This window comes from Proteus sp. LHD240705 (assembly GCF_047921555.1).
GTDB lineage: Bacteria > Pseudomonadota > Gammaproteobacteria > Enterobacterales > Enterobacteriaceae > Proteus.
Genome location: NZ_JBLRMI010000001.1, coordinates 701698 through 717312, shown reverse-complemented (window position 1 = coordinate 717312; position 15615 = coordinate 701698). Strand labels below are relative to the sequence as shown.

The 15615-nt window shown below is 33.4% G+C and carries 14 protein-coding genes, 1 tRNA gene and 1 riboswitch; of the genes, 11 read left to right on the top strand and 4 right to left on the bottom strand.

Annotation, left to right across the window (positions count from 1 at the left end; genetic code table 11):
* Positions 1-226 precede the first annotated feature (226 nt).
* A complete protein-coding gene (locus ACNART_RS03335; protein ID WP_198621002.1) occupies positions 227-1063 on the bottom strand; it encodes a hypothetical protein in 837 nt (278 codons plus the stop codon).
* Positions 1064-1360: 297 nt separating this feature from the next.
* Here ACNART_RS03335 and ACNART_RS03330 point away from each other — a divergent pair, with 297 nt between their 5' ends.
* The 6 genes from ACNART_RS03330 (at position 1361) to ACNART_RS03305 (ending at position 8368) form a co-directional block, all read left to right on the top strand.
* Positions 1361-1807, top strand: a complete 447-nt coding sequence (locus ACNART_RS03330) for a DUF6386 family protein (protein ID WP_232797464.1) — start codon at positions 1361-1363, stop codon at positions 1805-1807.
* A 628-nt stretch (positions 1808-2435) separates the two neighbouring features.
* Entirely contained in the window at positions 2436-2966 is a 531-nt protein-coding gene (locus ACNART_RS03325) for a fimbrial protein (RefSeq protein WP_198621004.1), read from the top strand.
* Between the two features lie 63 nt (positions 2967-3029).
* Entirely contained in the window at positions 3030-3755 is a 726-nt protein-coding gene (locus ACNART_RS03320; protein ID WP_198625739.1) for a molecular chaperone, read from the top strand.
* A 16-nt stretch (positions 3756-3771) separates the two neighbouring features.
* Positions 3772-6300 carry a fimbria/pilus outer membrane usher protein gene (locus ACNART_RS03315; protein ID WP_198625738.1) on the top strand — a complete coding sequence of 843 codons (2529 nt, stop codon included), beginning with the start codon at positions 3772-3774 and terminating at the stop codon, positions 6298-6300.
* Positions 6297-7676, top strand: coding sequence for a fimbrial protein (locus tag ACNART_RS03310; protein ID WP_349443330.1), 1380 nt, complete (start codon positions 6297-6299; stop codon positions 7674-7676). The genes ACNART_RS03315 and ACNART_RS03310 overlap by 4 nt, the downstream gene beginning before the upstream one ends.
* Positions 7677-7678: 2 nt before the next feature.
* Positions 7679-8368, top strand: a complete 690-nt coding sequence (locus ACNART_RS03305; protein ID WP_198632215.1) for a molecular chaperone — start codon at positions 7679-7681, stop codon at positions 8366-8368.
* A 236-nt stretch (positions 8369-8604) separates the two neighbouring features.
* Here the strand turns inward: ACNART_RS03305 and ACNART_RS03300 are convergent.
* Positions 8605-8680: transfer RNA gene (locus ACNART_RS03300), tRNA-Lys, on the bottom strand.
* Positions 8681-8940: 260 nt separating this feature from the next.
* Between ACNART_RS03300 and cycA the strand changes: the two genes are divergently transcribed.
* The 3 genes from cycA to ACNART_RS03285 all read left to right on the top strand — a co-directional run bounded on the left by cycA (position 8941) and on the right by ACNART_RS03285 (position 11995).
* Positions 8941-10353 (top strand): D-serine/D-alanine/glycine transporter, encoded by a 1413-nt coding sequence (cycA, locus tag ACNART_RS03295; RefSeq protein WP_198621008.1) that lies wholly within the window; start codon positions 8941-8943, stop codon positions 10351-10353.
* Between the two features lie 175 nt (positions 10354-10528).
* Positions 10529-10963, top strand: a complete 435-nt coding sequence (locus tag ACNART_RS03290; RefSeq protein WP_100160390.1) for a universal stress protein — start codon at positions 10529-10531, stop codon at positions 10961-10963.
* 369 nt (positions 10964-11332) lie between these two features.
* Positions 11333-11995 (top strand): MBL fold metallo-hydrolase, encoded by a 663-nt coding sequence (locus tag ACNART_RS03285; protein WP_416303433.1) that lies wholly within the window; start codon positions 11333-11335, stop codon positions 11993-11995.
* A 191-nt stretch (positions 11996-12186) separates the two neighbouring features.
* Here ACNART_RS03285 and ACNART_RS03280 read toward each other — a convergent pair whose 3' ends face one another.
* On the bottom strand, positions 12187-12633 hold the full coding sequence (locus ACNART_RS03280) for a universal stress protein (protein ID WP_198621010.1): 447 nt from the start codon (positions 12631-12633) through the stop codon (positions 12187-12189).
* A 235-nt stretch (positions 12634-12868) separates the two neighbouring features.
* Here ACNART_RS03280 and psiE point away from each other — a divergent pair, with 235 nt between their 5' ends.
* Complete coding sequence (psiE, locus tag ACNART_RS03275) at positions 12869-13282, top strand: phosphate-starvation-inducible protein PsiE (protein WP_023581865.1); 414 nt, start codon at positions 12869-12871, stop codon at positions 13280-13282.
* A 146-nt stretch (positions 13283-13428) separates the two neighbouring features.
* Positions 13429-14244, top strand: coding sequence for a 23S rRNA (guanine(745)-N(1))-methyltransferase (rlmA, locus tag ACNART_RS03270; RefSeq protein ID WP_198625736.1), 816 nt, complete (start codon positions 13429-13431; stop codon positions 14242-14244).
* Positions 14245-14335: 91 nt separating this feature from the next.
* Here the strand turns inward: rlmA and mntP are convergent, their stop codons facing one another.
* Positions 14336-14923 carry a manganese efflux pump MntP gene (gene mntP / locus ACNART_RS03265; RefSeq protein ID WP_109374204.1) on the bottom strand — a complete coding sequence of 196 codons (588 nt, stop codon included), beginning with the start codon at positions 14921-14923 and terminating at the stop codon, positions 14336-14338.
* An 85-nt stretch (positions 14924-15008) separates the two neighbouring features.
* A riboswitch (yybP-ykoY riboswitch) is annotated at positions 15009-15121 on the bottom strand.
* Positions 15122-15615: the final 494 nt, after the last annotated feature.

The following is a 15615-nucleotide window of genomic DNA, read 5'->3' as shown; positions in this document are numbered from 1 at the left end:
ATAATGCGTCATCTTAAATTTTATTAAAAGAGAACATGCTATAAAGCATATTCATCATTAATTGATTTAAGTAGTTTTACACAAATTGTTTTTTAATGAAAGTATCACGAAGAAGTATCTAACCATAGATAAGAAGATATGTAATAAATATAAAAACCAGTCTATTTTTGATAGTCTGATTTTTATATTATTAACTTAAATTTGATACAAAAATATAATGTAAATATTATTCGTAGTAAATAAACTCGTTATGAAGCATGGCTTTACTGAAATTAATCACTTCATCATTAAATTTAATCGTACTTTCAAGTTCCTCTTTTGAACAATTAGCAAATTTGTCCCATTCAAGGCAAGTAGTGATAAAGGCTTTATCTTCTCCATTAACGCCTTTGATATAGTTTGATTGAGTAACGACTTTTCCTTTTGGATCATACTGATACTCTACATTTATTTTACCGTCTTCTATTACGGATTGTAGTTTTCCTTGAGGATTATAGATGTACTCTGTTGTGATAGTCTCAGTTGTAGGATCAGACGATTTACTCGTTTCTTTAATAATGCGCCCATCTTTATAGTCGAATTGGCTGGTGATTGTATCCAGTAAAGCGCCATCATTTGCATAATATTGAATTATTTTTTTGTTGAACCGGTTCTGTCCATCTTTATGATAGGTTTCTTGCATGTAGATAGAGTGTGAGCCATAGGCATTTTTTATCTGAAATTGATATCGGATAACAGAAGGATTATTAGGTAATGTTCTTATTAAATTAGTTTCTACATTACCTTCAAAGTACTCTTGCATTGATGTGCTATCTTTCAATAACTTTCCACATTCATCAAAGTAAATTTCACCTTTTAGTGCTTTAAAACGCCCGTCATGGGGTATAGAGCTTGTCATCGTGACTGATTTAACAGGGCCGTTGTAAGAACTGAGCAATATAATATTGCTATTAGCAATATTGGTTTGTTTTTCAATATCAGTACATTGAGTCGACGTAGCGATTGCTGGCAATGAGGATACCGCATAAAGGGAAAGAGAGATAAGGAGTTGTTGTAATTTCATAAGACCGTCCATGTATATATTTGTCATACTTCAAGCTACAGCGTTGTTGCCTATGTTCATTCACACTAGTCACATACTTATGTATGCTCCTAGTGACTCATTCACTTGTCGCCTAGCTGTAACTTGAATTATTTAGAGTATTTGTTTGCATATATTCAAGTTGTTGCAAATTATTTAGCGTATAAGTAGTACATAAAATATAGGTCTAGTATAGATAAAATCCTATATAATTAAACAATACATAAAGGTAAGAAAAATATTTTGGTACGATCAGAATTGTTTTTTTGGGGCATGAATATGTTAAACGCATTTTCTTTTATGACTGATACGGCAACTCTGGCCATTTTTGATTTACAAGCGATCCGGCATAGAAAATCAGATACAGCAGATTGGTGGAGCATACCTGATGATGAGTTAAATGAAATGAACAAAGGTAATATCGCATTTATTGGTTTGGGTAATGATGGTTTTTACACTATTAACCTATGCGATAAAATTGAAGATCCAGATGTAAAAATAAACATACATTGTCCATCAGGTGAAATTTTTATTGGTGCAGGAGAGGATACAACTGGCGGTAATTTAGAGCCAGATGATCCACAATATCGTGCAGGAGAGATTATTTTTCTTCCAGTAGGATATTATGATGTATCATTAAAAAAGGTAAATAGCCTACTTTTTATTTCTATCATTTACAGTAAAGTGAAAATAAATAAATTTGAGAGTGTTTTACGTTTATATTAAAGGAATATATAAATGGTAACATAAAGGTATAATAACAATTTAAAAATACTATTATTTAAAGCGCCATTCCTGTACTTTATTAATAAGTTAATAAATGTAGATTAAAAAAACATGGTTATGTTAAGTGCAATATAACGAATACGGTAATTATAAATAAAGTTAATCAATTAACTACATCTTAATTAATTAATATGGTTTAAATTTCACTAAAAGAAAAAATAATATTTCAATAATAAAATAAAAAATGGGAAAGGTTTTATTAAATTTAATTAATAAATTTATTGTTCTTATTTTATTGAAAATGACAAATATCAATTTGAACTGGATTAATATAATTTTTAATATTAATCCTAATAAAATTAATAAATATTTTACCAAAAATACGTAATAGTCATATTTAGATTATAAGAATATACTTAAAATCGAAAAATGTATACGTATTAACATCTATGCTTGGCGAATTTAGTTGCATTTTATGAGTAAATAAGCTGATAATTATACATACTTAAATATTAGTACGTAATAAACATGAAATAAGGTTATTAATAAACTTATTTCATGTTCGCCTTTTTATATTACCAATACAATAAACTAGTCTTATTTTGATATATTACCGGAGAGTTTTATTATGAATAAAATACTTCTTGCTACTGTTATAGCAGGTGTTTTTTCTTCTACCGCTTTTGCAGCTTCTGATAATACCATTCGTTTCCAAGGTGAAGTTTCTGATGAAACTTGTACTGTAACTGTTAATGGTAATTCTGCACTTCCTGTTGTTTTATTACCTACTGTTCCTGTTACAGCATTAGACACAGCAGGTAAAACTGCAGGACAAACACCATTTACTATCGCAGTGAGTGGTTGTACTGGGTCTAAACCAACAGATACAAATATTAAAACCATTTTTATTGCTAATAATCTGACAACAGAAGGTCGTATTGGTAATACAGCAGCAAATAACAATGTTAGCTTAGAAATTATTGATCCTGCGAAAACAGGTACCAAAATTGATTTAACTGGTGTAGGTAACGAAGGTTTAGTATTAAAAGCAAACGAAAAATCAGCATCTTATGATTATGCTGTACGTTATTATGCCGATGATGTTGCAACAGCAGGTAAAGTAGAAGGTAGTGTGCAGTACTCTATCTCTTATCAATAATGCTTATATGTCTCCTTTATATAAAGGAGACATTTTTCTATTTATATAAGAGGAAGATAAGTAATGAAAAAAATAATAATGCTAATTGCCGTATTTTTCTTAAGTTATAGCACAGCATCATATTCTAGTGTCACTATGCTAAAAACACGTATTGTTTATTCATCGGATTCACGCTTTGAAGTTTTAAAGTTTATGAATAACGATGAAATTCCCTACATTATGCAAATATGGGCGGATAAAAATAATCCTAATTCGACCCCAGATAATGCAGATGCGCCTTTTGTTATTCAACCCCCCGTGTTTCGTATCGACCCTAAAACAGGGAGAGACGCACGATTAATTTATACTGGTGAAGGTTTACCACAAGATAAAGAATCTATTTTCTATTTAAACGTAGCACAGATCCCACCTAAAGATTTGAATAAAGATATAAAAGAAGGAAATAGCTTTACGGTTATTGTGCATCATCGATTAAAAATATTTTATCGCCCAACAGCGATTGTCTCGCAGCTAAATAATATCGAGAAACAAATATCTTTCTCAAAAGAAAGTAATGGCAATATAAAAGTTAAAAATGATTCACCTTTCTTTGTGTCATTTGCACAACTTGAGGCCACTAATGCTTCGGGACAAAAATTTATATTTAAATCAACTATGGTTTCTCCGTTATCAACGGAGATATTAGTCGCTGAAAATGGCGGAAAGCTTTCATTTTTACCCGATAAAATGACCTATAAATACCTTAATGATCTAGGTGGACAAAATAGCATGACAGATTTAATTCATTAATAAAAATGGCATTGAAATGAAAGTCATAGAAAAAAGCACAGCACAATTAAATAATAGAATAAAAGTCGTACTCTTAATCGGCTCATTTTCTCTATTTATTCAATCAATGACTTCTGCATTTGCTGATGATTATGAATTTGATCCTTCTTTATTATTAGGTAGCAAAAATAATATCAACATTAATCAGCTTCATGATAGTAATTATGTGGAGCCTGGTGATTATGATGTTGACATCTACATTAATAATCGTTTTTTTGAAAGAAAAACTGTGCGTTTTCAACTAAATGATAAAGGTAAAGTGACACCTTGTTTTAATCAACAACAAATTGATGAAATGGGGATCTTGCTGGATAACGAGATCAGTCAAGATAATAGTCAATGTTTAGTATTAAACCAAATTAATACAAACATTGTAGATTCGTTTGATGCTTCTAACTTTAGAATAATGATTGCAGTGCCTCAAATCTTATTAAAACGAAGACCACAAGGCTATGTCAATGAAGACGATTTAGATGCGGGCAACACCATGTTGTTCACCAATTATTCGGGTAATTACTATAAGAATAAATCGAACGGACAAACTTCAGACTATGGTTTTGGTAGTGTCAATATGGGCGTAAATCTGGGAACTTGGCAATTTCGTCAACAAGCATCTTACTCTTATAATTCATCAAAATCGGGAAGTAATAGTGACTTTAATTGGATAAGAACTTATCTACAAAAACCATTACTGACATTAAAGTCAATGTTAGTTGTCGGCGATATTTATACAACAGGCGCACAATTTTCAAGTCTGGCATTTAAAGGTATTCAATTAATGTCTGATGAAAGAATGTTGCCAGATTCTCAAAAAGGCTATGCACCTGTTATTCGTGGTATTGCGACGACTACCGCCCGTGTAGTGATAAAACAAAACGGTACTGAAATTTATCAAACAACGGTATCACCTGGACAATTTGAAATAAACGACCTTTATCCAACCAGTTATGAAGGGGATTTATTAGTCGAAATCCACGAAAGTAATGGCAAAGTTTCTTCTTTTACAGTGCCATTTACCGCATTACCTGAGTCAGTAAGGGCTGGTCGCTTTAAATATAACTTTACTGCGGGTGAAGTGAATAACTTTGGTTCAGAAAATAGTTATTTTTCAGATATCGCTTTGCAATATGGTGTGAATAATACGGTAACGCTAAATACAGGGATGCGTGTAGGTCATCAATATCAGGCAGTATTTGTCGGCTCTGTTATTGCTACAAAATTAGGGGCGATAGGTTTTAATTCGGCCTTTTCAAATGCTGAAGTCGGCGGTAATAATTATCAAGGTGGACGATTAGGTATTAGTTATAGCCGTACTTTTAGCCCAACCAATACCGTTATTACACTCGCAGGTTATAAATATTCAACAGAGAATTTCCGCGAATATAATGATGTCTTGGGATTGAGAAAAAGTGCAAGCAATGACATGGAATGGAATTCCAATAGTTATAATCAAGAAAGCCAGTTTACACTGAGTGTTAATCAGTCTCTTGATAAGTGGGGGCAACTTTATATTTCAGGCTCTATCAGTAATTATTATGGTAATAAAGGACATGATGCCCAGTATCAAATCGGTTATTCCAATACCTATAAAGATATTGCTTATAGCCTCGCTTATAGCCGCCAAAAAACGGGGCAAATGATGGCAAATAATACTTTTACATCAATAACAACCGATCCGATATCGGAAGATATGGTGATGTTATCTGTTTCTATGCCATTAGGACGCTCTGATTATTCACCAATGCTATCATTATCTTCTAGTCATTCTAGTGATGATTCAAGTTACCAAACGAATTTATCAGGACTTTTAGGGGAAGATAAAACACTTTCTTATAGTGTAAATGCAGATTACGACACACAAAATAGAGCGGTGGGCAGTGGTTTGCATTTAATTAAACAGCTTCCTTTTACTACGTTATCAGGCAGTATCTCTAATGGTAAACATTACACTCAAGGCAGTGTGGGTATTCAAGGTGCCTTAGTTGCACACAGTGGCGGGGTAACATTAGGGCCTCGTATTAGTGATTCTTTTGCTTTAGTGGAAGCAAAAGGTGCAAGTGGTGCGAGTGTGAGTAATGGTATGGGGGCACGCATTGATCCTTTTGGTTATGCTATTGTGCCTTCCCTTGTTCCTTATCAATATAACAATGTTAGTTTGGATGGGAAAAATATTAGAAATAATAATATTGAGCTACTGGAAAATACTAAACAAATAGCACCGTATTCAGGTTCAAGTACCAAAATCGTTTTTAAAACCCAAGTCGGATATCCTGTATTGATTTCGGTTAAGCCTGAAAGTCCATTGGCATTAGGTGAAAATGTTTATGATAAAGATAAGCACATTGTTGGCATGGTGGGGCAAAGTAACCAGATTTATGTCAGGGTTGAAAATAAAAAAGGGACACTGACCGTCGGTAAAGATGAAGATAGCTGCCAAATCGATTACTCAATACCAGAAGAAAAAGAAGCCGATAAACTCATTTTATTATCAGGTCAATGCTTATGAAATTAAATCGCTGTTTACTTTCTTGTCAGTTCTCTATTTTATTAGCGTTGATGCTATTTCCTTATTTAGCTTCGGCAACATGTTATAAAATAACAACCACGACGACGAATCCCAATAGTGTACTTTATACTGAGCCTGGTAAAGGTTCAGCGAAAAATTGGCAAGGCGCGCGGGATGATTCAGGATCAATGGGAAGTACGCCTAAAGTAATTAATGTTAATAACGATCAGTTTCAAATTCCGGGTACATTAGTGGCGAGTGGCTTTGTCTCTTTTTTTGAGGCGGGTTATGAAGTTTATGATCCTGAACAAATATTATTTCGTTGCACAGCCGATGAGGAAGGAAAGTTAAGAGAGTTTTATTCAACGAATGGTGATTATAACTATGGTGGCAAAAATTTAGTTAATCCAGCTTTAGGATTACAAGAAACATATATTAGTCTTGCAAGAGGATTAGGTATCCGTATTAAAAATACTATTACGGGTGAATATTATAGCCGCTATTGGAAATCGCGACCATTAACAAATTTAGAAAGAGATAGCAAAGGGTGGATCTTAGTAAAAGCAAAAGACTTCTCTAATATGGAAGTAGAGTTATTTAAGATTAACTATGAAAGAACAAGTGATATGCCACCCGCACAATCAAGTAGCGGGCTAATTACGTTTATTAACCAACCAGCAGGTTATATCGCTTTTCAAAGCTCTAACTTCTCTTATTTATTAAAAGATGGTACAGATCACGCTACAAATTATCATGGCTTTTATGCTTATTGGCCTGCTGCTGTAAATATGTCTCGTCGTATTTATATTCGTAATGCGTCTACTTGTTTTGTACGAAATGTTACGCCTTATGTTTCATTCCCATTGGTCACTATTAATGAGTTAGCAAGTGGCAAAAAAGTGACTTTACCTATTACTATTGATTTTTATTGTCAATTAGCACCACCTGCGAACGATGGCATGAGTAATATTTCCAGCGGAACGGGAGCAGGGCAAACTGCAATGGGATTTTTACCTAGACCTACAAATGTTAACAAGGCAATTGAATTAGGATTAACAGTACCTAATGGTGCCGCAATTACCCATTTAGTGACAGACGATTATGGTACTGACTCAAATATGGCGAAAGGGGTTGGTGTAAGAATATATCGCCCATCAGGTATGCCATTAAACTTGTTATCAACATTAGCTAATGAAGGGCAAGGTGAGGGTTATGGTTGGTATCCTATTTATGATGATGCTAGTTCAGTCTCATATAATAATGGTATTGCCGATTTAACTAAAACATTATATGCCTCATTAGAAGCGTTACCGAGAGAGAAAATAACTGCTGGTAAATTTAATGCGACATTACAAGTAATTATACAGGTGCAATAAATATGAAAAGGATCAGTATTTTTATTCTGTTACTGTGTTTTTCGTTTATCGCCAAAGCGAATTTAGCATTAGAGGGGTCAAGAGTGATCCTTTATCACTCAGACAGAGAAGCATCCTTAAATATAAAGAATGATGGTGAGTTTCCTGTGGTGGTTCAAACATGGGTGGATGATGGTAATCCAGAAAATACTCCAGAAACCATAACTGATGTTTCCGCTTTATCATTACCGCCAGTATTACAATTAAAACCGAGTGAATCACAACGAGTACGAGTAATTAATAAATTTACCAATACAGATAAAGAGAAAGAGACACTTTACTGGCTTAATTTATATGAAATCATGCCTAAGCCTGAGAACAAAAAATATGATGAAGGTTTAATTAATGTCGTTGTCAGATTACAAGTAAAAGTATTCTATCGCCCTGATGATTTAATTATGGTGATTTCCGATGTCAGTAGCGCTCTTGTTTTTACGAGATCAGATAAACAGTTAACAATTGAAAATCCGACACCTTTTTATGTCACCATTAAATCAGCATCTGGCGAAAATAATCCTAATATTCTCATTCCTATGATAGCGCCATTTTCAAAACAACAAGTTACATTAGAAAACAGTCAAATAAACCAAATTAGCTATATTCTTATTGATGATTTTGGTGGCGAATTTAAAGATAAAAAAGAGATAAAGTAGATTTGCTGGTGGTTTGTATTGGATTATGTAATTAAATTAGACTAATTGTTTGTTTTAATTAGTCTCATTAATTATAAAAATTGAATGAAATATAAGCCAATGTTATTTTTTAATTACCGTATTATTTTGAGTTTCTAGATTAAGATAAATGCGCCATTTTGTCGCCACTTTCTTCCAGATACAAAAAAGCCACTTATTTCTAAGTGGCATAAATGTCTGATTTATCAGCTTAAAATTGGTGGGTTGTGGGAGGCTCGAACTCCCGACCAATTGATTAAGAGTCAACTGCTCTACCGACTGAGCTAACAACCCGATGCGCTGATTATTCTCCTCTCAAATGCGATGGTCAAGTGCTTATTTTGATTTTTTTTTAAATGGATAAAATATCGCCGATTAAATTAAAGAAAGGATCTTATCTGGTTATCAAAGCATCATTCATTTTACTAAAAGTGATCTTTTCATTACTTATACTGAGATTTGTGTCACAATAATTTCGCAAACATATTACCGCGTCAAAAAATAAAATAGCGGTAAAAACAACATCGAAAATATGAAAACACTTCAGGTATTGTATGGAAGATCAAACAGAAATTTCTCCTCCCGCTAGAGTGAAAAATGCCACTCTACAGCGCGGGCTAACAAATCGTCATATTCAATTAATTGCTATTGGTGGTGCTATCGGTACTGGTCTATTTATGGGATCAGGGAAAACCATTTCGTTAGCTGGACCATCAATTATTTTTGTTTATATGATAATTGGCTTTGTCTTGTTCTTTGTGATGAGAGCGATGGGCGAGCTGTTGTTATCAAATTTAGAATATAAGTCATTTAGTGATTTTGCTGGTGATTTATTAGGGCCGTGGGCTGGTTTTTTTGTCGGCTGGACTTATTGGTTTTGCTGGGTCATTACGGGTATTGCCGATATCGTCGCTATAACGTCCTATATTAGTTATTGGGCTCCTAATTTTCCTGAATGGGGAACATCCTTTATTTGTGTGCTGACATTGCTTATTTTAAATTTAGCAACAGTCAAACTCTTCGGAGAAATGGAATTTTGGTTCTCCATGATAAAAATAACCGCAATTGTCTCTTTAATTATTGTTGGTATTGTTCTTATCAGTATTGGGTTTGAATCGCCAGCAGGACATACAGCAGCACTAGAGAATATTTGGAATGATGGGGGAATGTTCCCTAAAGGGTTAAGTGGATTTTTTGCTGGATTCCAAATTGCTATTTTTGCGTTTGTTGGGATTGAATTAGTCGGGACTGCGGCTGCAGAAACTCGTGATCCAGAAAAATCCTTGCCGAAAGCTATCAATGCTATTCCTATCCGTATTATTACTTTTTACGTATTAGCATTAGCAATTATCATGTCGGTAACTCCATGGCGTTCTATTTTGGCGGATAAAAGCCCATTTGTTGAGTTATTCGTTATGATAGGAATACCCGCAGCTGCAAGTTTAGTAAACTTCGTGGTATTAACGGCAGCAGCCTCTTCTGCAAATAGTGGGATATTTTCCACAAGCCGAATGTTATTCGGTTTATCTAAAGAAGGCGAAGCACCAAAACAGTTTAGCCAATTATCTAAACGTGCAGTACCTGCCAATGGACTGTTATTTACTAGCTTATGTTTGTCATGTGGAATTATATTAATCTACTTTATTCCTGATGTTATGCACGTATTTACCTTGGTAACAACAGTCTCTGCGTTATTATTTATGTTTATTTGGAGTATGATTTTATGCTCTTATTTGGCATATCGTAAAAAACGCCCACAATTGCATGAAAAGTCTATCTATAAAATGCCTTTGGGAATTATTATGTCGTGGCTGTGTCTTGCATTTTTTGCATTTATGACGTTGCTACTCGCTTTTGAACATGATACTCGCCAAGCATTAAGTGTGACTCCATTATGGTTTATTGCATTAGCAATTGGCTATCAGTACGTTAAAAAACGTAAACAAAAAATGGCAATAGAAAAATAAATTACGCATTCTTTTTTTATTAAATGTATAGCCTTATCAATCCATGATAGGGCTATTTTTTTAATTAAAAATTAGGTGTCATTCAAGTGAGTTAAAATATTTTTAGAATATGTTAACTATATCCGGCAATTTTTTAAAAATACACTATCCTACAATTAAAATAAAAGGAGACGGTATGTATAAGAATATTTTGGTTCCCATTGATATTGATGAAGATAACCTGATGAACAAAGCAATTCCGTTAGTGGAAAATATTGCAAAAAATGAAGATCCTTATGTTCACTTTTTGTATGTGTTACCTAAACTTCCACAATCTTCTTATTATCGACTTGTTATGAATGGCGATCAATTAGATCAAGGATGCTTAAAAACGTCAGCGGAAAAAGAGCTTAAAAAAATAATCGAACGTTTTGATTTACCTGATGACAGAATGCAAACTCACATTTGTATTGGTACACCACGAGATGCAATATTGCAGATTGCTGATGAGGTGAATGCGGATTTAATTGTGATTGGTTCGCATAATCCTGAAGATGATTCTTATCATATCGGTTCAACCGCCGCAGATATTACACGTTATGCAAAACGTTCTGTTATGGTAGTAAGATAATAGAGCCGTAAGATAACTCTAATGTGTTTATAAGTGAAAAATAAGAATATTTGCAGAGTTTAGTGATATCGCTGTTATGTTTTGTTCACACGTAACAGCGATTATGCGATTAAAAAGGTAAAGCAATCGCACAAATCAGCAGCTTTTATATTTGGAACAAATTCTTTTTTTAATTACTATTACGTTATCTCCTGATAATAATTAAAAAATCCCTATGTTAACGATCACCGCATTACTAGAAAACAAATCGATTAATCCTGAACTTAACCATTATCCTGGTTTATCATTATTGTAGAAGATGATGAGTGCCAAGCTAAAATTCTCTTTGATACTGGAAAAGACCTTACCTTTATTTCAAATGCAAAAAAAATGGGTATTGATTTAACCACATTGAAAACGATTGTTGTGTCTCATGGGCATTATGATCATTTTGGTGGACTTACACATTTGTCAGCAGATTTTTTCACCCATAAACCACGAATTATCGCCCATCCTCATTTATTTTCTGTTCGCTATTCAGCCCTTTTTTTAGGTAATAAAAATATTAAATTTAAACGTTTAGCACCTTTATTTGATCGAGCAAAACTCGAAGCGCAGTTTTCTTTTGAATTAACACAAGCACCGTTAGTAATCGAAAAAAGTTTTATCTATTCGGGACAAGTGACTCAACGTCAAGTGAATAAACGCTATGGTGTTATTATTCATGAATCAGGTGAAGAAGATGATTATGTTCTTGATGATAGTTTTCTTGTTTGGCAAGGAAAAAAAGGCCTAGTGATTATCACTGGTTGTAGTCATTCTGGTATTGAATCTATCATTGAGCACGCGAAAAAAATAACCGGAAATAACCAAATTCAAGCGATTGTCGGGGGATTGCATTTACGTTGTGCAACACCATTTGATTTACAGCGTGCTAAAAAAGCCATAGATGAAAATATTGATGTGTATGGATGCCATTGCACTGGGGTATTAGGGCGAAAATATCTTAATGCGAAAGATTTCAATGCAGGACAATCTTTATCTTTTGAGTAGTATTTAATAGAACGAAGTCTATTGAAAGAGACGAAATTTTTGTTTTTTTGGTTTGCATTCTAACAAAATAAGCTATTGAAACAAAAAAATTAAAGTGCATTTAGTGCTATTTATAATGAAGAGAATAGTCGAATACTTATTGGCAATAAATAATATAACTTTATTGCCAAAAGGAAAGTGTTTTGGTGATTTTATTTGCGGATAACCATTACTGAACGCGACGTATTGTTTACAATATAATCCGCTGTTGAACCCAGTAAAATATTACGTTTATTGCGTGAACTTGAACCAATAATAATGGTATCTGCATCAATTTTATCTGCTAACTCTAGAATATTATAATTAGGCGTACCAATAACGGCATGGCATTGGTATTGCTCTTTGGGTAAGTTAAATTGTTGTTTTACGCATTGCTCTAATTTTTCAGTCAATAAAACTAAAGCTTGTTGCTTTTTCTCAATGACCGACGAGCTGTCACAATTAAGCCCATAAGCTTCTAAAGAGCGCAAATTAGGCATAACTGTAATGAAATGGAAATAATTTTCTGGTTTCCTAGCTAGGAAGTGAATATCTTCGATCATGCGCTGAATTCTGCTATCTTCTAATAAATCAATTGCAACGAGGTATTTGTTAGCCATAGTGTGCCTTTTCAATAAATTAGCCCTTAAATTAAGTATAAGTAAATCGGCTTACAAGTTGAAATTTAAAAGTAAATATTGCGATTATTGCATCATTATTCTTGGTTTTTTGGCTCTAAAAGATAAAAAAATGGTGTGGTGAATGCGTAAATCCATTAAAATTTAGTAAAATTGTCTAATAGATCTTTTATTGTTTTTACACATCACGGAATGATCCCACTAGGTTATAGTTTATATGAGAAAATCAAGCGAAGACTTACTGAAATGTATTGCCACTATATTACAGTGGGTGCTTAATATTGGGTTACTTATTTTAGCGATTGTATTGGTCAGTTTTCTTATCAAAGAAACATATGTAATTGCTTCATTATTATTTAATTTAGGTGCAGAAGAGTCGTCTTATCAATTATTAGAAGGTATTTTGATCTACTTTCTTTATTTTGAGTTTATTGCACTTATTGTTAAGTATTTTTTATCTGGTGGGCATTTCCCATTAAGGTATTTTATTTATATCGGAATAACAGCAATAGTACGACTCATTATTGTTGAGCATAAAGACTCCGTTGATACGCTAATTCAATCAGGTGCAATATTGTTGTTAGTTATTGCGTTATTTATCGCTAACACTGAAAAACTAAAACGAACTTAATTCGCCTATAAGTTGTGCTTAGTAAGCTACTCAGCATAGAAAGCATGACTTAAGATTAAAAATAAAGAGTAAGGTTTTCCGCAAGATTGGGAGAGGTATGTTATTATCTCTCCCAATTCTATTCTGGGTTATACAAAAATATTACTATGTCTTATCAATGTCCATTATGTTATCAGGCGCTTTCTCTTCAAGCTCACAGTTGGGTTTGTGAAAATAATCATCAATTTGATTGTGCTAAAGAAGGGTATGTCAATTTGTTGCCAGTGCAATTTAAACGCTCAAAAGAGCCTGGTGATAGTGCTGAAATGATTAACGCACGCCGTGAGTTTTTAGATGCAGGTTTTTACCAGCCAATGCGAGATAAAGTGGCTGAGTTAATACAAACATTATTGCCTGAAGATAACAGTGTTGTATTGGATATTGGTTGTGGTGAAGGTTATTACACCAATCAATTTTATCAAAATCTAAAATTACATAATTCACAAGTTTATGGCTTAGATGTTTCTAAGGTTGCAATTAAATATGCAGCTAAACGTTATTCATCCATTCATTTTTGTGTAGCTTCAAGTCAACGTTTACCTTTTTGTGATGCTTCTTTAAATGCGGTTGTGCGTATTTACGCCCCCTGTAACAGTGATGAATTAGCAAGAGTCATTGTGCACAATGGTTATATTATTACTGTTACACCAGCCCCTCGTCACCTTTATCAGTTAAAAGCACTGATTTATTCAGAAGTACATCTTCATCCATTAAAAGAAGAACATTTTGATGGATTTAATAAAGTGTCTGAACATCAGGTTGCTTATATGATGAATTTAAACGGTAAGCAGGCTTTTGATTTATTACAAATGACGCCGTTTGCATGGCGTGCAAGCGAAGAAGTAAAACAGACATTAGCGGAAAGTAAAAACTTTGAATGTGAAACAGACTTTTTAATTCGAGTCTATCAACGTCATGCTTAATAATGTGAAATAACAATATTTTATTAAGTTAATAAAAAAGCTTAGGTCGTGATATTTCAAACCTAAGCTTTTTAATATGCTTTATTAGCGATTATTTGGCGTACATAAATAATTCTAAGTGTTCGAATACAATATTAAAGCCGATAGCAATTAATACGATCCCGCCAATAATTTCTGCTTTTTTTCCAAGTACTGGGCCAATGTAGCGCCCAATTAGCATACCCAGCGTAGCCATGATCATGGTCATCATACCAATCGTCATTGCGGTATGAACAATATTGACTTGAAGGAACGCTAAACCGACACCAATTGCCATTGCATCAAGGCTTGTAGCAATACCTGTGGCGATTAAAGACAGTGAGCCGTGACGTTGTGGGGCTTCTTCTTCACAAGGACAATCATCGCCACGTTTTAAGCTTTGGTAAATCATCCGGCTACCAAGAACAAACAGTAATCCAAAGGCAACCCAGTGATCCCATTGAATAATATATTGGCTAGTATATAAGCCTATCGCCCAACCAATAACGGGTGTGCTGGCTTCAATAATACCGAATATAAATCCAGTGCGGAGTGCTTCGCGAAAACGAGGTTTGTGTAATGTGGCTCCTTTACAGACAGCAACAGCAAATGCGTCCATAGAAAGGGCAAGGGCGAGAATGATAGTAGCGTAGAAACTCATAATAAAGCCTCGGTTGGGGTATTTCCATATACACACAATTGACCCCCAACCAAAGAAGTACAATTATGTGTCTATGGTCTTGCCAACCGTATTACGGCATCTGCACCACGCTAGATGAAAATAAGCGAGTATGTTGATACAGATTTCTTAAAATAATTATTCTTATTTTAAGACAGGCTACTCCCCAATGACTTGGTGCAGAAGATAACATATTATTTTCGAAAGGCAACATATTATTTATTATATTTCAAAGATGATATTGATAATAATTATCATTATTAAATCAGATTGCTTTAAATATATTTTAAACGATCTTTAAATGTTAAAAAAATGATAAAATCCAACATGATGAATTATTAACCATATAATAAATAATGGGTTTTAATTATTTTTATAATAAGAAATTAATATTTTATAGAAATGAGTACACCTAAAAATTATAAGCTCTATTTCCTACAAAATTAAATGAATATTAAATGAATATTAAATGAGCCTATATTTAATAAGTATATTTAGTGCTGGAATTTAATATATAAAAATAAAAAGTTTTAAATTATAAAAAGATAGATTGCTTAATTTCAAATGTATATTTAATAATTATTTTCTTTAGTTATCTAAGGGTTAAGCGATGATTAAAAATAAAGTAGCTGAAATAAAAAAGCCATTCAAAATGAATGGCTTTTCGTCTAAAT

Excerpts from the sequence above, each read along its gene's own strand:
- ACNART_RS03335 (WP_198621002.1), bottom strand. The coding sequence starts at position 1,063 with ATGAAATTACAACAACTCCTTATCTCTCTTTCCCTTTATGCGGTATCC.
- ACNART_RS03330 (WP_232797464.1), top strand. The coding sequence starts at position 1,361 with ATGTTAAACGCATTTTCTTTTATGACTGATACGGCAACTCTGGCCATT.
- ACNART_RS03325 (WP_198621004.1), top strand. The coding sequence starts at position 2,436 with ATGAATAAAATACTTCTTGCTACTGTTATAGCAGGTGTTTTTTCTTCT.
- ACNART_RS03320 (WP_198625739.1), top strand. The coding sequence starts at position 3,030 with ATGAAAAAAATAATAATGCTAATTGCCGTATTTTTCTTAAGTTATAGC.
- ACNART_RS03315 (WP_198625738.1), top strand. The coding sequence starts at position 3,772 with ATGAAAGTCATAGAAAAAAGCACAGCACAATTAAATAATAGAATAAAA.
- ACNART_RS03310 (WP_349443330.1), top strand. The coding sequence starts at position 6,297 with ATGAAATTAAATCGCTGTTTACTTTCTTGTCAGTTCTCTATTTTATTA.
- ACNART_RS03305 (WP_198632215.1), top strand. The coding sequence starts at position 7,679 with ATGAAAAGGATCAGTATTTTTATTCTGTTACTGTGTTTTTCGTTTATC.
- cycA (WP_198621008.1), top strand. The coding sequence starts at position 8,941 with ATGGAAGATCAAACAGAAATTTCTCCTCCCGCTAGAGTGAAAAATGCC.
- ACNART_RS03290 (WP_100160390.1), top strand. The coding sequence starts at position 10,529 with ATGTATAAGAATATTTTGGTTCCCATTGATATTGATGAAGATAACCTG.
- ACNART_RS03285 (WP_416303433.1), top strand. The coding sequence starts at position 11,333 with ATGGGTATTGATTTAACCACATTGAAAACGATTGTTGTGTCTCATGGG.
- ACNART_RS03280 (WP_198621010.1), bottom strand. The coding sequence starts at position 12,633 with ATGGCTAACAAATACCTCGTTGCAATTGATTTATTAGAAGATAGCAGA.
- psiE (WP_023581865.1), top strand. The coding sequence starts at position 12,869 with ATGAGAAAATCAAGCGAAGACTTACTGAAATGTATTGCCACTATATTA.
- rlmA (WP_198625736.1), top strand. The coding sequence starts at position 13,429 with ATGTCTTATCAATGTCCATTATGTTATCAGGCGCTTTCTCTTCAAGCT.
- mntP (WP_109374204.1), bottom strand. The coding sequence starts at position 14,923 with ATGAGTTTCTACGCTACTATCATTCTCGCCCTTGCCCTTTCTATGGAC.